Below are 19,489 nucleotides of genomic sequence, written 5' to 3' on the forward strand. Positions count from 1 at the left end.
TGCCGTTGCAAATCCCGCAACAGCACTCGTGGTACTGCTTTCCCATAAATACACATAAGCACCGCTTCCGCCTGTTGCTGTGCTTCCTGTTAATGCCGCTGGTGTGGTTGCCGTACAAATAGTTTGGGCAGCACTTACCGTATTGCTTGCTATTACTGGATTTACCGTCACTGATTGTTGTGCACTTTTTGTTCCGCCACAACCTCCTGTAATGGTATAAATAATATTAGCCGTTCCTACTGCAACTCCTGTTACTAACCCCGCAGCGCTTACCGTCGCTATTGCTGCGCTACTACTACTCCATGCTCCTGTTCCGCCACTTAAAACGACACTGTTTGCTGAATAAGTAGCTGTTCCAGCAATACACAAAGGGCTTGTTCCTGTCACAGATGCAACACTAGCATTAGTTGGATACACATTAATAACAACCGAAGCACTAGTTACAGAACAAGTACCACTAACAGCTTTTACAACTCTTCTATAATATGTTGTAGTTACTGGTGCAGGACTATAATCTTCTGTAGTAACCCCGGTATTAGTCCAAGTTGAATTATTAGGTGACGATTCCCATTGAAAAGTCAAATAGGGATTTGCAGCCCCATTTACAAGATAGCTAGTTCCATTCAAAGCTACTGTAGTACCACTACTACAAACTGTAGTCGTAGCAGGCGAAATAGTATTTGTCGAAATATCAAATGGAGTAATTGTAAAGGCAACAACATTTTGCCCTCCATTTTCATAATAGTCAAAAATAAAATCATCATTCCCGTCTAAACTAACCAAAACATTATTATATGTTGTAGAAGACTGTTCAATCCATTTATCTAAAATCAATGTCCCATTTAAATATAACCTTACACCATCATCCCCAGTAATATTAATTAAATAACAACCATTTTTAGTTGTATTCATACGATATCTAACTGCAAATTGTTCTGTATAAATACTCGCACGTTGTGTCCCGTTAGAAAAAACATTAAAACAATTATAATCGCCACCAAACCCTTCATTAATAGACTCAGAACCAACATTGTAATAACCAGAATATTGCGTGCTAGAAAAAGGATTTGAAGCCGCTGGTGAAGCTGGTGAGGCTCCACCAGGAGGCGGTCCAACAGTCCAATTATAAAGATGACCTGTCCAAGTATCAGTTCCTGCAGTTACTTGAGAATCCTGAGTATTACCTATAGAATTAAGTGTTAAAGTTATTGTACCCGTACTTCCGCTCGCAGTACTAGCACAAGTATTACCTCGAAGCAATAATACTTTAACCTGACCTGACAAAGTGGACACCCAATTATTAATTGAAGTCCCATTTGTTCCATTATTTTCAATTAAATATGAATTTGTAGAATTATCAAATACGCCTAAATATTCACGATTAGTTCCACCTGACCATATATCACTAGCTTGAAAACTATAAGTATATCCTTTGATAACATTTAGGACAATATAATTTTGAGCTAGCACATTATTAATAACAATAGGGCTATTACTATCAATACAAAATGTTTGATTTGTACTAAATTGAGTAGTCGTAAAACCTGGATACCCACCACTACACTGCCCATAGTCATTAGAATAAACAAAAAACAACAAGACAAATGAAATCACAAAAGACTTACCTAAACCTTTCTTTTTATATCGAGTATTATCCGACAAACTATCTTGACTAACAACTTGCAAAAACAGTAATACTACTTCCTTAAGCCTATGTAACTGAGAAGAAAAAATAGCCGTTATTAAAAGTAAAATTCTATTCATATTATTCGTAGGTATTGGAACTATTGTACAGCTGCGAAAGAAATTCATATTCAAAATGCTCGTGAAAGAGGTTACGCTTGACATAACTGTACCAATACGAAGTGCATCAGTTATAGATGAAATAATAAAAAACAAAAAATTAAAAAACATTTTAAATTGGGCAAATTTGTTTCTGTTTTTAATCTGATTATGTATAGAATATTTCATATTATGCTATTTATTTCATGTTTTGTTTTAAAATCTGACACTATACAACAACAAAATGAATTGCCTTTAGTATCAAACTCAGAACTAGCAATACGATTGTGAGTAAAAAAAATTTGTAAAACTTATTGATTTATTCCCATACTTTCCAAACGAGAAAACATTCGTGCCAAAATAATTTAAAGTAACCTGGGAGGTTACACCTAATAAGACATCAACAAAAAATAATGACTTAAAGAAATTAAGCCTTTTTATAGTAAAGTTTCTCATAGATAATTTCGCATTAAGAATCTGTAGTTTGGATGACACAAAACTAACATTTTATTAACCACTTATTAACAAATTCCGATTAAGTACATATTTCACCGCTAAAATACATTTTTTATTTATAAAAAAAGGAAAATAACCTATAAAAAAACCATTAAACTACTAAATATCAAGCACTAAGTAGTCGTAAAGCTATAATCTATTGATTTGAATTGAGAGACCGAAAGTTGGCTAAGCGCAAAATATTTATAGAACCAAAGTAAAATACTCTAAAAAACGAGCAGTAGTCCACAAACTTATCAACAAAAAAAACCGCATTATCTTTCGGAAAGATAATGCGGTTTTACCAGCAGAGAGGATGGGATTCGAACCCACGATGCAGTTGCCCACATACTAGCTTTCCAGGCTAGCTCCTTCAACCACTCGGACACCTCTCTTTTTATTTTGGTTTGCAAAGAACACTAAAAAAAATGAGTTTCGAAAGTAAAAAAGCAATATTCTTGCATTTATGACAGTCCGCAAAACATACCAGGCATTTTTCGCCACTCCCGATAGCTCAATGTCATTAAGTTAATGTTTATTGTGTCACCGCAATAACCAAATATATCCTTAATCTTAATGACATTGCCCGATAGCTATCGAGACACTGATTTTTAATTTGATTCCTTTTAGAAATGGCGCTGATTTATAAGCTTAATAAGAAATCTACGTGTTTATTGTTGTCAATAATCTAATTTTAATCGTGACCCGAACGATACTGAATAGACGAAGAAATCTGCGGCAAAAAAAACTTATGAGTTTGCCCGGGTGTATCAAACCGTACTGCAGTACTGTGATACGGTTTTTTTGTATATTTGCATTATTATAAATCTATCATTATGACAACTATAACCATAAAAATTAACGAACGCACCAAAGCAGGAAAGGCATTTATGGCAATGACGAATTTTTTTAGAGATTCAAAAGCAATAGAAATCATAGAACCTGCAATGACTAGTAAAGAGAAAGCTTTTTTAAAAGATATTGAAAACGGTTTGAAAGAAGTAAAACTTATTCAAGAAGGCAAATTAAAGCCGAAAACGCTAAAAGAACTTTTGAATGAAAATTAATATCATTGCGTTATCCCCTTTCGCAACTGCTTACAAGCGATTTTTAAAAAAGTTCCCAAACCTCAAAAAAGAATTTACAGAATTAGAAAGAACATTGACCGCCGAACCCAAAACAGGCGAAAGCTTAGGGGCTGGATTATACAAAATAAGATTAGCCAATAAAGATAAAAACGCCGGAAAAAGCGGAGGATTTAGCGTAATCACATATTTAGTTACTGAAACAAAAACAGAAACAAACGTATACTTACTTAAAATTTACGACAAATCCGAAGACACAACATTCAAAACTCCATTTTTGATAAAACTTGTAAAATCAATTTTCGGATAACAACCACGCTACTTACAGCGTGATTTTGTATTTCATGCGTGTGACACAATTTTGGCACAGCTTTAAAAAATCAACATTATTGCATTTCACCCCGCAAAGAAGTCTCAAAAATAGTCTTGAAATCTTTTTGAGCAACATTTTGCCCTAATAAATACATTAGTTTGGTAATGGCAGCCTCAGTCGTAATATCTTTTCCAGATATAATACCGAGTTTTTTCATAGAAGTACTCGTTTCATAATGTCCCATACTCACACTTCCAATTGAACATTGAGTTACATTTACAACATACACTCCCTTAGTAATTGCTTTTTGCAAAAAATCCAAAAACCACTCTTCGGTAGGAGCATTACCTGCACCGTAAGTTTCGAGTACAATCCCTTTTAGACTTTCGATGTTCAAAATAGCAGCAAGCACCGCTTCACTTATTCCGGGGAACATTTTTATGATAGCCACATTATTGTCTAAATGAGTGTAAACCTTCAATCGCGATTCCTTTTGCGTAGGCAAAAACAACTCTGAATTTATTTTTAAATGCACTCCAGACTCCACCAAGAAAGGATAATTAGGTGAAATAAAAGCCTTAAAATGTTCTGCATTTATCTTTGTGGTTCTATTGCCTCGGTACAATTTGTATTCAAAGTAAAGACAAACTTCTTTAATCAAAGGCTTTCCATTTTCTTGCAAAGAAGCAATTTGAATCGCGGTAATTAAGTTCTCTTTGGCATCCGTTCTCAAATCCCCTATTGGCAATTGAGATCCTGTAAAAATTACGGGTTTCGAAAGATTTTCGAGCATAAAACTCAATGCCGAAGCCGAATACGACATGGTATCTGAACCATGAAGTACCACAAAACCATCAAAATTTGCGTAATTATTCTCTATTGTTCGAGCAATTTCGGCCCAATTTTCGGGGTTCATATTCGAAGAGTCGATGGGCGTTTCAAAAGAAAAAGTTTCTATCTCACAATCCAACAACTTTAATTCGGGAATATTATGAAGTAGTTTACTGAAATTAAACGCCTTGAGAGCGCCTGTTTCAAAATCCTTTCTCATACCAATTGTACCACCAGTATAGATTAAAAGAATTTTAGGCTTAGAGTTCATCAACATATTTTAATTTATTGACTACTGGGTTAGCGTACATATCCAAAAAGCCTTGTTTGGCAACTGGATGTTCGTGATCTATTCTTAGCTCTAATCGTCGCTCAAAAAGCAACTTTTCATTTTCGGTGTACAAATGAGCAAATGTTTTAGATTTATTCAAAATATCATAAGCGATATAATTGGTTGTCCATAACTTGTAGTTTCTCAAAATAGAATCATCAATAACTTGTGCCAAAGCTTGAATTTGCTTGTTTGAAGTATCAACATTTATTTTAATATCTTCTATTTCTTGATCCAACACATCGCCAATATGAATGTGGATTCTTTTCTTTTGACCAATAATTCCACTCAATAAAGTCTTGAAATCTTCATTTTTTTCTTTAATGTAAATTTCATTATTTGCTTCGGCCAATAATTGCGGCATTTTTAAAGCATCTGTAGGATCATATTCGTAGGAGATAGAAACAGGAACGATTTTAATTTTCTTAAAATAGTCCATTATATTAGGTTCATCAGAACCCATCGCGATCATTTTTAAAACTCCTGGGTTGGTTTCATCATTTCCGTCTTTGGTTCTTCCTTCTCGTTGTGCAATCCAAACCGAGCGGTTTTCATGCAATAACAATTGCGCCATATATTCGGCTAGCAATTTAGAACTCATTAACATTTCTCTTGGAGTCAAACCTCGTTGCACCAAAAAATTCCTATTTAATTTGGCTAATATTTTCAGGAATGATTTCTTAACCAAATTATCTCCTATGGCAGAAGAAGTCATGTCTAAACCGTGCTCAAACAAACAAGCATTTAAAAATGTAGTATCTAAAACAATATCTCGATGATTCGAAATATACAAATAGGCTGTGTTTTTTTCCAATTTTTCAAAGCCTGAAGTAGTCAAACCCTCCGAACTTTTTTCTAACACTTGTTGAACACCGTGATAAATAAAATTACATTGAAAATCGCGTATGGAATGCGTTTTTTTGAGTTGTTCTTTCCATATATCATCCTTAACTCCAGGGAAACAAAAGTTCATCAATGCTTTCATCATCGGATGATCAATAACTTTTATTATTCCATCATTAATTTCGGAATCATAAAATGGCCGAATCGCGTCAAATTTATTCATTGGGGTAAAAAATTTAGTTGGACAAAAGAACAAAAAAAATATTAATTTTTGGTGAAATCCGCGTTAAATCCCGAAAATTACTTTAGAATTATCAGTTGTAACTCTCGCAATCTCATTTGCCGAAAGGCCATATATTTGAGACAACTTATCGACTACGTTAATTAAAAAACTACTCTCGTTGCGTTTCCCTCTATACGGAATCGGAGCCAAATAAGGCGAATCGGTTTCTAACACAATATGTTTCAAATCAATTTGGCTCAGAAATTGGTCTATCTTTCCGTTTTTAAAAGTAACCACCCCACCAATTCCTAATTTCATATTATAGGAAATAGCCCTCACGGCTTGCTCATACGTTCCCGAGAAGCAATGAAAGATTCCAAACAATTCAGGAGATTTTTCTTCTTCTAAAATTTCAAATATTTCGTCGAATGCCTCACGACAATGAATCACTATGGGTAGTTTGAGTTTTTTTGCCCATTGAATTTGTGTTCTAAAGGCAATTTGCTGCTGAGGCAAATGGGTTTTATCCCAATACAGATCAATCCCTATTTCGCCAATAGCATAGAATTTTCTCTTGGCCATTTCGTTTTCAACATGTTGCAATTCCTCCAGATAATTATCTTTTACATAAGTGGGATGCAAACCCATCATCAAGAACACATTATTGGGGTAATCGCGTTCCAAGTCATACATACTCTGCGTACAGGTAGAATCTATCGCAGGAACAAAAAAACGCGTAACACCATTATCGATGGCGCGTTGCATCATTTCGTTTCGATCCTCGTCAAATTCTTCTGAATATAAATGGGTGTGGGTATCGGTAAGTATTGTTTTTGTTTCCAAGTGTAAAATTTAATACTGCAAAATTACTCGAAAAAACGGGCTTTACCAAAAAAGGAATTACACAAAGACAATCAACAAATGCACCACAAAACACTTCTACCACGAATTAAGTAGGTTTTCACAAATAGTTTAGAAAAATTTCGCCACGAATTACACGAATTTGCACTAATTCCCTTAATTTTAAAAAGAAAAAATTCGTGAATAATTCGTGTAATTCGTGGCGAAAAAATTTTACCCACGCTCCCGACACTTCGGGACGTGGTAGAACCAACAAAAAAGCTAAGAAAAATTAATCCAACTCCTCCAACAAAGCATCAACTTGGTCATTCCCTTCATAATCTTCGGGGATCGTCAACAAGAGTTCCTTACACGATTTATAGTCTTTTTGTTTTAGTTTACTCAAAGCCAAACTCCAAATTGCTTTGTTTTTATAAATAGAATTACCTGTTTTCAAAGTTGTAAAAACCGCTTCTGCTTCTGGTAATCTATTTTCATCAAGCAATGCTATTCCGTAAAAATACTGAATCTCGGCACTTGTATCCGTTTTCAAAATAGTTTCAAAAAGCGGAATCGCCTCTTTATATTTTTTTTCATTAAAAGCATCCTGAGCCAACTTCAAATTATCATTCGCCTCCCCTCTCTCCGTAAAAAATGCAGTTTCGGGCTGATTGTAATCCTCGAACACAGGATTTGAATTCTGGTTCAAAAAGAACAATCCAAACAAAACCACAACCGAAGCCGCAACCGCATAATACCACGGTTTGAAAGCTATTACCTTAGGTGTAGACATTTTAAAATGCGCTTTAGAAATCCCTTTCAGATTTTCTTTGAAAGCCTTTAGTTCATTGGCTTGACCAAATTTATTTTCCAAATGAAGCTGCAATTCCTTATACGTTTCAAAAGCCATAGCCAAATCAGGCTGATCTCTCAATTGTTGCTCAAAAGCCAATTTATCTTCAACAGCCATTTCGCCTTGAAGATATTCATCAAATTCCAAAAAGTGTTCTTCGTTCATGGCTAGGTATTTTTTATAGATTTAAAACGATTGGTTTCTTGAATCCACTGCGTCAATTGACCAATGCAAAGCGATTTTTTCTTGCGCACATAACCGTATGTTACCGCCAGTTTTTCGGCCACTTCCTCCATTGACGGGAGCGTAAAACTCAGTTTCAATACCTCTTGGCATTTCTCCCCCAGTTTTTCAAACATCACATCATACAGTTGTTGCTTCTCATCGAAATGCTCGGTTTGCCAAACCATCTCATCAGCAGATTCATGTATAGATGTCAACTCTTCCTTAATTGTTACCCCTTTATTCGAATGTTTTTTCAATTCATTGAGCCATTTTCGCTTACACAACAAAAAAAAGTACGCATCAAACGGGCACGTCAATTGCAGTTGTTGCGCTTTCGCCTGATTAAAAAGCAAAATCATCACTTCCTGAATCACATCCTGCGCCTTATCTTCATCCCCAGAATTGTTCCTTATATAGTGAACCACCTTTGGCACAAACTTTTTATAAATAGCATGAATAATCGCCGAATCATTATTCGCCAATCCTTCAATATAGATTTGGTCTGGATGAACAGTCATTGGAGCCATAAAAAAACTTTTCCCCGAAAATACAAAAAAAGAAGGAATCCTATTTATTTAATATCACGTTAGCATTCCAAAAATCATCTGGGCGTAACCCCATTATAAAAAGAGGCCTACTCTACTTTGCGCGTATTCGGCCTCTTTCTATAATGCGGTCGGGCTATCCATGCTACTTCGGTAGCTTACTCCTATCCTTTACGCGCATCCCGTAAAACGAGGCATTTAGAACTAAAATCAAAAAACAGGGGTAACAATTATCAGACCACGTTGATATAACGGTATAAATCAATAATTGAAACTTTTTAAAACTTATAGATTATGGAAAATATTAAAAAATTAGGAATCACTTTCATCAATAAACTTTGGACATTAATTACTCGATGATAAAAAAAATCAAAAACAAGGGTAACAAATCACAACGAGAGTTGATATAAGAATGAAATTAAAATTAAAAAAGAAATTTCAAAAACAAGGGTAACAATATCAAACCTTAATTGATATAAACAAAAGAAACAATAATTAACAACCAGAGTCTGAAAAACCTCTTGAATCATTTCAAGACAGATTCAAAAAAAATTAGAAATCATGAACACAAATCTAAAATCAATCGCACTTTTATTTTTAGGAACAATGACAATGGTAAGCTGTACAAACGAGGACACTCCAAAAACGGACATCCCAACCATTCCCGCAACAGCCTCCGAATTGAAAGAAGTTAGAACCCAAGCCCTAACCAAATTAAAGCAAACCTTCACCATTACAGCAGCTTCTGGATCAGTTACACTAACAACTGCAAAAGGAGTAAAAATCACGATCAACAGAGACTACCTTAGAAAAAATGGGGTTGCAGTAACAGGCCCTATCAACATTGAGTACGCAGAACTGTTTGACAAAGGACACATGCTAGTGGCCAACAAACCAACGATGGGATTAACTACAGACGGAAAGAAAAACTTATTAATCTCTGGCGGAGAATTCTACATCAAAGCAACACAAGATGGAGTTGCCTTAGAATCAATAGCCAACATGACCCTTCTTGTCCCAGCTAACTTAACCGATGGAATAAAAACAGGAATGCTTCTTTGGACAGGCAATTTAGAAGATCCAGAAAATTTAGTTTGGAGAAATGCAGCTGATGCAGCAGGAACCAATGGCGGAAAAGGTGGCGTACAAGGAGAAGGAGGAAACTACTATGTGTCATTTGGCACCTTTGGATGGACAAACGTAGATAAATTTTACAGTGACCCGAGGCCAAAAACTACCATTCTTGCTGCTGCGCCAACAGGTTATGACAACACCAACAGTGCCATTTATTTATCGTATGACGGAGAAGGTCAAAACGCACTTGCCAAATTAGACACCTATACTGCAGCAGGTTTGTTCAGCGAACATTACGGTCAAATTCCAATTGGATTAGCTTGTCATGTAATTTTTGCCACCGAGGACAACGGACAATGGAGATACGCTATCAAAGCCGTAACAGTAGCCGCAAATGATGTTTACACTTTCACATTAGCCGAAACAACTCTAGGCACAGAAGATCAATTAGTAGCCGCAATCAATGCTATCCAATAAGTTACCAATTCAAATAAATAAAAAAAGCGATGATTTGCTCATCGCTTTTTTTTATATTTAAAAATAATTTGAATTTCAGAACGTTACCAAAGCTATAATGACCGACAAAAATAACCAAACATGAACAAATCACTATTCGTCTTTTTTCTAATTACTGCTTTCCCATTTTACGCCCAAGTCAAAGTAAAAGACACCATAACCAGAAGAGCCAATATTGGATACGATCAAAAAGGAAATTTAGTCAGTTTTAAACCAGAAACACCTCCATTAATTCCAATTGCAGGTGCTCCAAAACCGAGTTACTCCTATTTGTGGGAAATGGGAGATGGTCATTACAGCAAAGAAGCCGAGCCCAAACACGTCTATAAAAACAAAGGAACTTATACCGCTAGACTTGCCGTAACCAATAATTACGACAACGGAAAACCTCCCGCTACCCGTCCCAAAAAAGTCGTAGTCAACGATATTGAAGACCTCAATTACAAAGACATTGCTTCTATTGCCGATCAAAATGGATTGTCGATTTTAAAAAACTGCGACCCCATTCCGGAACAGGAAATGCAAGTGGTTGTGAGTTATGAAAACCTGGAAAATTATGTCACCAACGGAAAACTCTATCTTTTTTACAATGAAAAACAATTCAAAAACAACAATTTCGATTTACAGGAAGTAAGACCCTATGCAGGAGAAAGAACCGTAAAAGAAAATAACATCGTTTCAACCGATGATGTCGATAATTCGAATCGCTATTTGGCATCTAATGAAACTTTGGCTTTCACCAAAAGATATATCGAAACTACTAATGAAACCGACTTGGATTCGACTTTATTAGAAGCAAAAAACATGTATAAAGAGGTTTCCATTTTAGAAATAGACGATCACAATCCGGGAGAATCCAGAAATGTGTTTTACACTTTCAAAACTACTCCCGAAATGATCAAAGATACCAGCGCCACCATAACCATGCGTAGCATTTATGTTCCCAACCGAAGTTTTAAAAACCACAAAATAAAAAACCTAGAAATGGAAATCGTCACTTCCCACGATCCCAACAAAATGGGCTCAAACGGAAGTTTTATGAATTACAGATTTGTGCGTTACAAAAGAGTCAAATTCAAAACCAGTTTCCAAAACAATGGCGAAGGGCCTGCTCGAAAAATACAACTCGAAACCGATATTCCCGACATGTTTGACAAATCCAGTCTAAAAATAGAAAGTATGTATCCTGAATGTCCTATTTGTCCAAAAGGCGAAGAGGCTACTACCAGTTGTTTGGATATTATCGAAAGAGAAACCCAAATTTTCTTTGTTTTCAGAAACATCTATTTACCAGGAAGCAACCAGAAAAATGTGAAGGAAATTGACAGCACCAAAGGATTTGTAAAATACTCTATGAAATTCAATGAAGACTTTCACAAAATAAAAACCAAAAGTAGAACAGCCATAATTTTTGATAAAAATGACCCCATTATTACCAACTATGCCACTACCCGATTCACACCAGGCTTATCCATTGGAGCCAAAGCGGGTTACACATTTTACCCGAATTTAGACCAACCCAGAAGCTATTTTGTGGGTTTCACCATTTCGCCATTCAAAACCTACCGCTATTATGGACAAGCTGAGTTTATAAATAGCGTGACATCTTACAACGGAGCCACCACCAACACCCAAAGAATTGATCAGAGTACTAATGGTACTGCCAATCTAAAAAAAATCACAACATCCATTGAAAACAAAAATATAAATTGGGAAATCCCGTTATTGTTCCGATACAATATTTCCACCTATTTTGGAGTGGGTGCCGGATTTCAAGTCAATATGAATGTATCCGAAGAACAAACACAAAATATCAAAACCGATGTGTACGAAGGAACCTCGGATAAATTTTTATTGCGAACGGAATACTCAACCGCTACAACAAAAAATGCATCACCCCAATTAAAATCAGGCATACTACTCGATTTTACTGCCGGTTTTGCACGAATTGGTCCTAGCTTAGGAGCGCGTTATGTACTCAACTTTGACAATAATTTTAATTGTTTTCAGCTGTATGCTATTTGGAAGTTTTAGTATTTGACATATCGAAAAACGAAAAGGTTTCAAAATTCCATTTTTTGATCAGGACAAACACTTGAAAAAAAAGTTAGCCACGAATTTGCGCTAATTTCTTTAAATTAAAAAGAAAAAAATTCGTGAATAATTTGTGTAATTGCTTCGCCTATTCACTATCGCTCGAGTCATGGCTAAAAAATTTTGCCAACACAATTCGTAGTAGAACCAAAAAAAACTACCGCCGTAAATACATGCCAGCAAAATAAAATGCTATGATGAAAAATATTGCTTTCTTTTACCTCTTTGCATCTCTGACCCTATTCGGACAAAAAAGACACACCCAAGAAGACATCACTTATGAGGCAATCGACTTCTTTGTAGCCAATCCAACCTTGCAAGGCATTCAAAACCTCAACACTATTGAAACTAATTTTTGGAAAAACAAAAATCAAAAATCAAAAACCGCATTGCTCTCCATCGTTGTCTTAAACTGCAACAAAGCCTATTTCGAAAATAAATTAGGCAAAACAAACCAAGCCATTGCGAGTTATGAAAAAGCTTGGAAACTATACCAAACCTACCGACTCACCAATTATGACATTGTTGAATTTTGCTTAAAACCATTAGGCAATCTCTACACCATCATTGGGGATTATGACAATGCTGAGAACACTATCAAGCATTATTATTTTATTGCCAATCAAGAAAAAAACGAAGTCAATACAATAGCAGCGATTCTCAATTTGTCCAATGTCTATCAAAGTTCTGGCAAAAATATTTTGGCTATCGATTTATTAGAAAACACCTTAAAAACCGCAAAACTTTCCCCCGTTCAAAAAGGACGTTTATTGAATAATCTGGGCAATACTTATTTGCTTAGCGCCAAAGAATTAGCTTTCGATCCGCAACCCTATTTCAAAGCCGAGAACAGTTACCAAAGTGCCATTCCCCTTTTAAAAAATAAAAAAAATCAATCCGAAGCTTTATCCAATTGCTATAGAAACTTAGCTTCCCTAAATGGGCAAAGAGGCGATTTTAAAAAAGCAAATGCCTATTTCGAAAAAGCAAAAATACTTTTCTTTACCTCTAAAAGCAATGGAGCTCGAGCCATTGCAAAATTGTATTACGAAGAAGCCTTGCTGTTTTTTGAACAAAGAAAAACAAACCAGGCCAATCAATCGATTCAACTGGTTTATCAAACCTTAATTCCTTTATACAACAACCAGAAGAGAATTATTCCGCTACAAAGTTCTTTGTATGCCGAAACGATTTTACTCGATGCTTTAGATTTACAGGCCGAGATTTACAACCTGCAAAACCAACCCAAAAAAGCATTAGAAGTTTATGCACTTTGTTTTCCTATCGAAGCGTTGATGAGCAGTTTGTTGCTTTATGAAAATTCTAAAATCATCAATCAAATACGGATGAGCAATCGCACCGAAAAATGCATTGCCATCTACAATAATCTGTATCAAAAAGAAAACAAAATCAGCTATATCGAAAAGGCTTTTCAACTTGCAGAACGCACCAAATCGGGGGTTTTAAAAAGTGAGCTTTCGAGAAACAGCAGCGCTTCAAAAAAGGAAAAACAAAAGATTCAAGAACTACAATTTTGGAATAACGAAATCCTAAAAGAACAACAAAAAGGAGCGTTCGCCAATATTTACAAAATAAACAAATCCATCAAAAAGCAAAATGAAACCATGCTTTTGCTCAAAGAATTTCAGTCTAAAAACACCGATTTTAACGAAAAATCCATCGATTTAAATGCGTTATATTCCAAACTGAATGCTGACGATGCCCTAATGATTTATTATTTTTCGGGTTTCGAAAAAATGTATTATTTTACTTTGGGCGGCACCCAAAACGAAAAAATAGTCTTGAATTCTTTTAGCAATGATGCTCATTACTCTATCTATTTTTGGCAGTTTATCGGGTATTTCAATGATGCCAATGCCATTACCAATGATATAAAAGGATACAATCATTTTGGAAAAATAGCTTTTGACAAACTTCAATTACCCAAAAGTAAAAATCAAGAAAACCTGATTATCATTCCAGATGGCGTACTCGACTTTCTGCCCTTTGAAGCTTTAATTACCGAAGAATCTAACACAACCAATTTTGAAAAAATGCACTATTTACTGCATGATTACAAAATTGCCTACAATAATTCGGCTAGTTTTTATTTGAACACCAAACCTTTTTCTCCAAAAGAAAAAACGGTTTTGGGCATTTTCCCCGTTTTTGAAAAAACCAATTACGCACTGACCTATTCCAAAACCGAATTGCAATCCATTAAAAACAGTTTCAAAGGTCGATTTTTTGAAAACTCCAATGCCAATTTTAAAAACTTCAAAGACAATGCAGCATCCTATTCGATACTGCATTTATCAACCCACGCCACAGCTGGTAACACTGAAACACCTGCCAGCATTAAATTCTATGATCGAGAAGTATTGTATTCAGAACTGTATCCTCTTAGTATCAATCCCAATTTGGTCGTTTTGAGCGCTTGCGAAACAGGGATTGGCAAACTCTACAAATCCGAGGGCGCTATGAGTATCGCCAGAGGTTTTCAGCTTGCGGGAGCTCAAAATTTGTTATTCTCTTTATGGAAAGTCAATGATTACACTACGGCTGTATTTATGGGGGATTTCTACAAATACATCAAAAAAAACGATTCTTATTTTGAAGCCAATGCCAAAGCAAAACTTGATTTTTTAAAAAACAAAAACATCTCAAATGCTGAAAAATCCCCTTATTATTGGGCTGCTTTTGTGTATTATGGCAGTCTGGAAAACAAAGAAAAAAGCAATTATTTGATTGTGGGATCTGTAATTATCAGTATGCTTATTGGCGGTTTTTTACTATTCAGACTGACTTTGAAAAGAATAAAAAAGAGAAAATTTACACTCAAAAAATAAATTGTATCGTTACTAATGCTACTTTTACTTTGCGAAAAATAGCTGTTGTCAAGATGAAAAATTTACACGAAAAACTAAAGAAGGAAGATTATAAAAAAGTCAAGTTTAAAATCACCAAAACACAACATCTTTTGATCAAAGCAAAAATTAATGGTGTTAAGGGAAATTTTATTTTAGACACAGGCGCTTCGAACAGTTGCGTAGGATTTGAAAGTATTGGACATTTTATATTGGAAGCTAAAAAATCTAAAACCAAAGCTTCGGGAGCGGGTGCAACGGGTATGCTAACACAAACCTCCTCCTCAAACAAGCTGCAATTGGGCAATTGGAAAAACTCCAATTTCGACCTCATCATCTTTGATTTATCACACGTCAATGAAGCGCTGAATCATTATAAAGTAAAACCTGTACACGGCATTATTGGCGCCGATATTTTGATGAAAGGCAAGGGAATAATTGATTATTACAATCATTGTTTGTATTTGAAGAAATAAAAACAATGATTTCTATATTCAAAATCAAAATGATTAAACCAAAATCCCACTTGGCAAACCAAGCGGGATTTTTTATATATGAAAATTCTGAATTAATCTATCTACTAAAGATTCGCTGATGGGTTAGGAAGAATACATCCCGCCCAGTTGAATGCTCCATTGGCAATATTAGCATACGTTACATAAAAGAAACCGCCACGTCCCCAGCCTGAACCCCAAGAATTCTGCACTTTAAAAAGCTGCGTGGCATCGTCATATCCTACAATACATACACAGTGACCTCCCTGTGTTGATCCATAAACACTAGACCAAACATAATTGTTATTACGAATATCAAAAAAACTTTGATTCACGTTGAAACATACCGCTACAGCATAATTCTGATTGAGATAGTACTTTATATCGGATGCACTTCTTGCATTCACATTAAACCAACCACTTGATTTTCTCGCCGCTGCCCATGTTTTTTGCTGTACTGATGGCTGTGTATAACAACCACCCGCAATGTAAGGCATTTGTGAATTCCCACATTCTCCTTGGTTTTTTATTAAGTTCATAGCATCATTCGGATAAGAACCTGCACCACAATCCCCTAATTTGATTTGATTATAAACATAAGCCGCACTCCTTGAAGCTCCAGCCCAATTGCTTTGATGTACCGTATTGTTTATATATCTAGCGATACTATGTGCTGCATAACCTACTCCCCAACCCACACATGAACCTTCGCTTCCTTGATCTCCTACTGGAGGAGTTGGTAAGTTTTTAACCGCAGCTACCTTAGCAGTCAAATCAGATTTTTGAGAAAGCGATTTCAAATCAGGTCTGAATTTGGCAATTTCTAAACGATATTCATTTGGGGAAATGGTTACAATGCTTTTCAAATACTCCTCAGACATTGGAGCAAGTCCATATCTTCCTTTATCGAGTAAATTAACCTCTCCATCCATTAACTTTCCTTGAACCTCTTCAGACTGTTCATTATTCTTCTCACAGGACACAAATGCAAGTACAGCTACAAACAGAATTGCAATGTTTCTAGCAATGTTTTTAATAAATTGTTTTTTCATAATCTTTAGTTTTTTTTGGTTATTGATTTATTTAACAAATTTATACGTAATTTTAGCATTATATTAACACTAAATTAATCACAACTTTAACACAAGTCATACATAAAAAAATAGCCGAAGCCCCACTTCTCTAAAAAACTAACCATTCTTACCCCAAAAACAGCATGGAACTCATTATTGAAAAACTAACAAAAACGGTCAAATCACACCCTACAATACAGAACAGCACTCTATCCGGCACGACCGAATGGAAAAGAGCACACTATATTATACTGTCTGAAATAATCTCGGATTGTTTGCAGAAATCAGAATTTATGGCTGGTGCCAAAAGAAATGAATTGGGTTGCTCCATATCAAGCATAACTCTTCAAAGGATATTTACGAATGATCCTTCTAAAACAAAAAAATCAGATTTGCGTTTCCTAAAAAGCTTAGACAAGTTGGCTATTTTTATTGGACACCCCTCCTTAAATAGCTTTCTAAATAACGAGGCAATAGATCTTAGTAAATCCTCTGAATTTGAAAACAAAAATGAACCAGCTTCCTTTTTTGAAAAACTCATTACCGATTATTGTCAAGAAGAATTCAATTGTTTGCAAAAGCTACCCGAAGTCAATGTAAGCAGTTTATCAAACTTCATATTCACAGATGGCCCATTATCCAAAAGAATCACAGACATTATAGAAAACTATTCGAAATTAAATTACCATTTGAATTGCACCAATAACCGATCTAATTTTGAAGTATATGACTTTAAGGTTTCTAGCATATCCGAATCAATTGCTATCATTACCGCAAAAGAGTTTTGGAATTTAGAATGGAAAGATGAAAATGATACTGTTACAATTGTTTTTAACAAAGTAAATAGACAAACCTATTTCATCAAAAAAACAGATGCTGTTTGGAAAATCTGGGACAACTACAATCCCGATTACAATGAAATAGCGACAAAAATAAAAGCAGCTATTGAAGAAAAACGGAGCATAAAAAAAACCGTTTAGCAAAACTAAACGGTTTTTGTATTTGAATAATTTGTTGAATCTACAACTCAAATGCTTTTTTAGGATTGTTATCACATAACAATTCTAGTGGGTTTTCAAGCGCTTCTTTAACCGCTACTAAGAAACCAACAGACTCACGACCATCGATAATTCTGTGGTCATACGAAAGTGCCACATACATCATTGGGTGAATTTCTACTTTCCCGTTTACAGCAATTGGACGCTCGATAATGTTGTGCATTCCAAGGATTCCAGATTGTGGAGGGTTGATGATTGGCGTACTCAACATACTTCCAAAAACACCACCGTTTGTAATCGTGAATGTTCCACCAGTCATATCATCAACAGTGATTTGTCCGTCACGTGCTTTGATAGCCAAACGTTTGATATCCGCTTCTACTCCACGGAAAGTCAAGTTTTCAGCATTACGAACTACAGGCACCATAAGTCCTTTTGGTCCTGAAACCGCAATAGAGATATCGCAAAAATCGAAAGCGATTTTATGGTCACCATCCATCATAGAATTTACGTCTGGATACATTTGTAATGCTCTAGTAACGGCTTTGGTAAAGAATGACATATATCCTAAACCTATTCCGCCATGTTTTGCTTTGAATGCATCTTTGTACTCATTACGCAACGTATTAATTGGCGTCATGTTTACTTCATTGAAAGTAGTCAACATAGCCGTTTCGTTTTTGGCAGCTACTAATCTCTCAGCAACTTTACGACGCAACATAGACAATTTAGTTCTTTCTGTACCACGAGATCCACCAGTAGGAGTTCCCATAGATGGTACAGCATTTACTGCATCATCCTTAGTGATTCTTCCTGCTTTACCAGTTCCTGTAACAGTCGCTGGAGCAATGTTTTTCTCGTCTAATATTTTTTTGGCTGCTGGAGATGGTGTTCCAGCTGCGTAAGAAGCAACAACAGGAGCCGCTTTTGGAGCTTCAGCCTTCGCTTCTGCTTTTGGAGCTTCGACAACTTTAGCAGCCTCAACAACTGGAGCTGAACCAGATGGTTTTACTCCATCAGTATCAATAAGACAAACTACAGCTCCAACAGCAACTGCATCCCCTTCTTCCGCTTTTAGCGTAATAATTCCGCTTACTTCAGCAGGTAATTCAAGAGTTGCTTTATCAGAATCAACCTCAGCAATGGCTTGGTCTTTCTCTACATAATCTCCGTCTTTCACTAACCAAGTTGCAATTTCAACTTCTTTGATTGATTCCCCTGGTGATGGGACTTTCATTTCTAAAATCATCCTTTATAATTTTATTTGTGTTCTTTAATTATTAATTCTATTTGACAATCTAATTCAGGAATTCTGTTTTGAATGGTATCCCAAACAATTTCATAATCTACCCCTTCATAGTGGTGAATAATTTTATCTCTCATTCCTGCCATATCTTTCCACGGAATGCTATTGTATTTTAATCTAAAATCTAAACTTACCCTTTTTGAAGCTTCTCCTATAATCTCTAAACATCTTGTAAAAGCTCTTTTTAAAACTTGATCCTCATAGAAAGCCTCTTCAACTAATCCTTTAGAATGTTCCAAAATAAATTCACATTCTTGTTTTATATGCCTCAAATATTCAATTTCAGATTTCGACATATTCCACTTCCTTTAATATGTATGGGCCTATAAACTCACTTAATCCCTTTTTGGAAACAACGTCTACTTTGATTTCTTTAAACATATCGTCCATATAATAACAGAAATCTAAAAAATTACTGAGTGTTTTTTTGTCTTTTTCAAAATCAATCAACAAATCAATATCACTATTTTCTGTTTGCTCATTTCGAACATAAGAACCAAACAAACCAATTTCATTGACTCCAAATTTTTTTATGGAATCTCTGTTATCAATTATCTTTTGAATTATGTCCTGTTTATTAAGCATTTGAAATTAATTTATATCAAAGTTACTCTTTTTAGCCCTGATGGAAGCGACATCCTTTTTCTTTTTCCTTTAAAAAGAAAAAGATACAGCGGACAGCAGGAAATAGCTCCTATATT

General features: G+C 35.4%; 17 protein-coding genes and 1 tRNA gene. 7 read left to right on the plus strand and 11 right to left on the minus strand.

Features of this window, described 5'->3' with window-relative positions:
* On the minus strand, nt 1-1,764 hold a 1,764-nt coding region (locus FNW52_RS15255), incomplete at its 3' end, for a PA14 domain-containing protein (protein WP_185966007.1).
* An 821-nt stretch (nt 1,765-2,585) separates the two neighbouring features.
* Nucleotides 2,586-2,672 (minus strand) — tRNA-Ser (locus FNW52_RS15260).
* A 441-nt stretch (nt 2,673-3,113) separates the two neighbouring features.
* Here FNW52_RS15260 and FNW52_RS15265 point away from each other — a divergent pair.
* Together FNW52_RS15265 and FNW52_RS15270 are read left to right on the plus strand one after the other, a co-directional pair.
* The gene (locus tag FNW52_RS15265) at nt 3,114-3,344 is read left to right on the plus strand and encodes a hypothetical protein (protein ID WP_143378299.1); all 231 of its coding nucleotides are present in this window, start codon (nt 3,114-3,116) and stop codon (nt 3,342-3,344) included.
* Nucleotides 3,334-3,672: an addiction module toxin RelE gene (locus FNW52_RS15270; RefSeq protein ID WP_143378300.1), complete on the plus strand. Its 339-nt coding sequence runs from the start codon at nt 3,334-3,336 to the stop codon at nt 3,670-3,672. The genes FNW52_RS15265 and FNW52_RS15270 overlap by 11 nt, the downstream gene beginning before the upstream one ends.
* A gap of 76 nt (nt 3,673-3,748) precedes the next feature.
* Here the strand turns inward: FNW52_RS15270 and FNW52_RS15275 are convergent, their stop codons facing one another.
* From FNW52_RS15275 to FNW52_RS15295, 5 genes are all read right to left on the minus strand, one after another.
* On the minus strand, nt 3,749-4,777 hold the full coding sequence (locus tag FNW52_RS15275) for an asparaginase (RefSeq protein WP_143378375.1): 1,029 nt from the start codon (nt 4,775-4,777) through the stop codon (nt 3,749-3,751).
* The gene (locus FNW52_RS15280; RefSeq protein ID WP_143378301.1) at nt 4,767-5,903 is read right to left on the minus strand and encodes a 1-acyl-sn-glycerol-3-phosphate acyltransferase; all 1,137 of its coding nucleotides are present in this window, start codon (nt 5,901-5,903) and stop codon (nt 4,767-4,769) included. Before FNW52_RS15280 ends, FNW52_RS15275 begins: the two co-directional genes overlap by 11 nt.
* Before the next feature lie 63 nt (nt 5,904-5,966).
* Complete coding sequence (locus FNW52_RS15285; protein ID WP_143378302.1) at nt 5,967-6,746, minus strand: TatD family hydrolase; 780 nt, start codon at nt 6,744-6,746, stop codon at nt 5,967-5,969.
* Nucleotides 6,747-7,035: 289 nt separating this feature from the next.
* A complete protein-coding gene (locus tag FNW52_RS15290) occupies nt 7,036-7,761 on the minus strand; it encodes a tol-pal system YbgF family protein (protein ID WP_143378303.1) in 726 nt (241 codons plus the stop codon).
* 2 nt (nt 7,762-7,763) lie between these two features.
* Nucleotides 7,764-8,348, minus strand: a complete 585-nt coding sequence (locus tag FNW52_RS15295; RefSeq protein WP_143378304.1) for an RNA polymerase sigma factor — start codon at nt 8,346-8,348, stop codon at nt 7,764-7,766.
* Between the two features lie 579 nt (nt 8,349-8,927).
* Between FNW52_RS15295 and FNW52_RS15300 the strand changes: the two genes are divergently transcribed.
* The 4 genes from FNW52_RS15300 (at nt 8,928) to FNW52_RS15315 (ending at nt 15,393) form a co-directional block, all read left to right on the plus strand.
* On the plus strand, nt 8,928-9,917 hold the full coding sequence (locus tag FNW52_RS15300; RefSeq protein WP_143378305.1) for a hypothetical protein: 990 nt from the start codon (nt 8,928-8,930) through the stop codon (nt 9,915-9,917).
* Nucleotides 9,918-10,037: 120 nt separating this feature from the next.
* Nucleotides 10,038-11,990, plus strand: a complete 1,953-nt coding sequence (locus FNW52_RS15305; protein WP_143378306.1) for a PKD domain-containing protein — start codon at nt 10,038-10,040, stop codon at nt 11,988-11,990.
* A 254-nt stretch (nt 11,991-12,244) separates the two neighbouring features.
* Entirely contained in the window at nt 12,245-14,899 is a 2,655-nt protein-coding gene (locus FNW52_RS15310; RefSeq protein ID WP_143378307.1) for a CHAT domain-containing protein, read from the plus strand.
* Nucleotides 14,900-14,952: 53 nt separating this feature from the next.
* Nucleotides 14,953-15,393 (plus strand): retropepsin-like aspartic protease, encoded by a 441-nt coding sequence (locus FNW52_RS15315; RefSeq protein ID WP_143378308.1) that lies wholly within the window; start codon nt 14,953-14,955, stop codon nt 15,391-15,393.
* 104 nt (nt 15,394-15,497) lie between these two features.
* Here the strand turns inward: FNW52_RS15315 and FNW52_RS15320 are convergent, their stop codons facing one another.
* Nucleotides 15,498-16,463, minus strand: coding sequence for a C1 family peptidase (locus tag FNW52_RS15320; protein ID WP_143378309.1), 966 nt, complete (start codon nt 16,461-16,463; stop codon nt 15,498-15,500).
* Between the two features lie 164 nt (nt 16,464-16,627).
* Here FNW52_RS15320 and FNW52_RS15325 point away from each other — a divergent pair, with 164 nt between their 5' ends.
* Nucleotides 16,628-17,464, plus strand: a complete 837-nt coding sequence (locus FNW52_RS15325; protein ID WP_143378310.1) for a hypothetical protein — start codon at nt 16,628-16,630, stop codon at nt 17,462-17,464.
* Nucleotides 17,465-17,504: 40 nt separating this feature from the next.
* Here the strand turns inward: FNW52_RS15325 and odhB are convergent, their stop codons facing one another.
* From odhB to FNW52_RS15340, 3 genes are read right to left on the minus strand one after another with little or no spacing between them, the layout of a single operon-like run.
* Nucleotides 17,505-18,731 carry a 2-oxoglutarate dehydrogenase complex dihydrolipoyllysine-residue succinyltransferase gene (gene odhB, locus FNW52_RS15330; RefSeq protein ID WP_143378311.1) on the minus strand — a complete coding sequence of 409 codons (1,227 nt, stop codon included), beginning with the start codon at nt 18,729-18,731 and terminating at the stop codon, nt 17,505-17,507.
* An 11-nt stretch (nt 18,732-18,742) separates the two neighbouring features.
* Entirely contained in the window at nt 18,743-19,084 is a 342-nt protein-coding gene (locus tag FNW52_RS15335) for a DUF86 domain-containing protein (protein ID WP_143378312.1), read from the minus strand.
* Entirely contained in the window at nt 19,071-19,373 is a 303-nt protein-coding gene (locus FNW52_RS15340) for a nucleotidyltransferase family protein (RefSeq protein ID WP_143378313.1), read from the minus strand. The genes FNW52_RS15335 and FNW52_RS15340 overlap by 14 nt, the downstream gene beginning before the upstream one ends.
* Nucleotides 19,374-19,489 lie beyond the last annotated feature (116 nt).

The organism is Flavobacterium sp. ZT3R18 (genome assembly GCF_007097385.1).
Taxonomy (GTDB): Bacteria; Bacteroidota; Bacteroidia; order Flavobacteriales; family Flavobacteriaceae; genus Flavobacterium.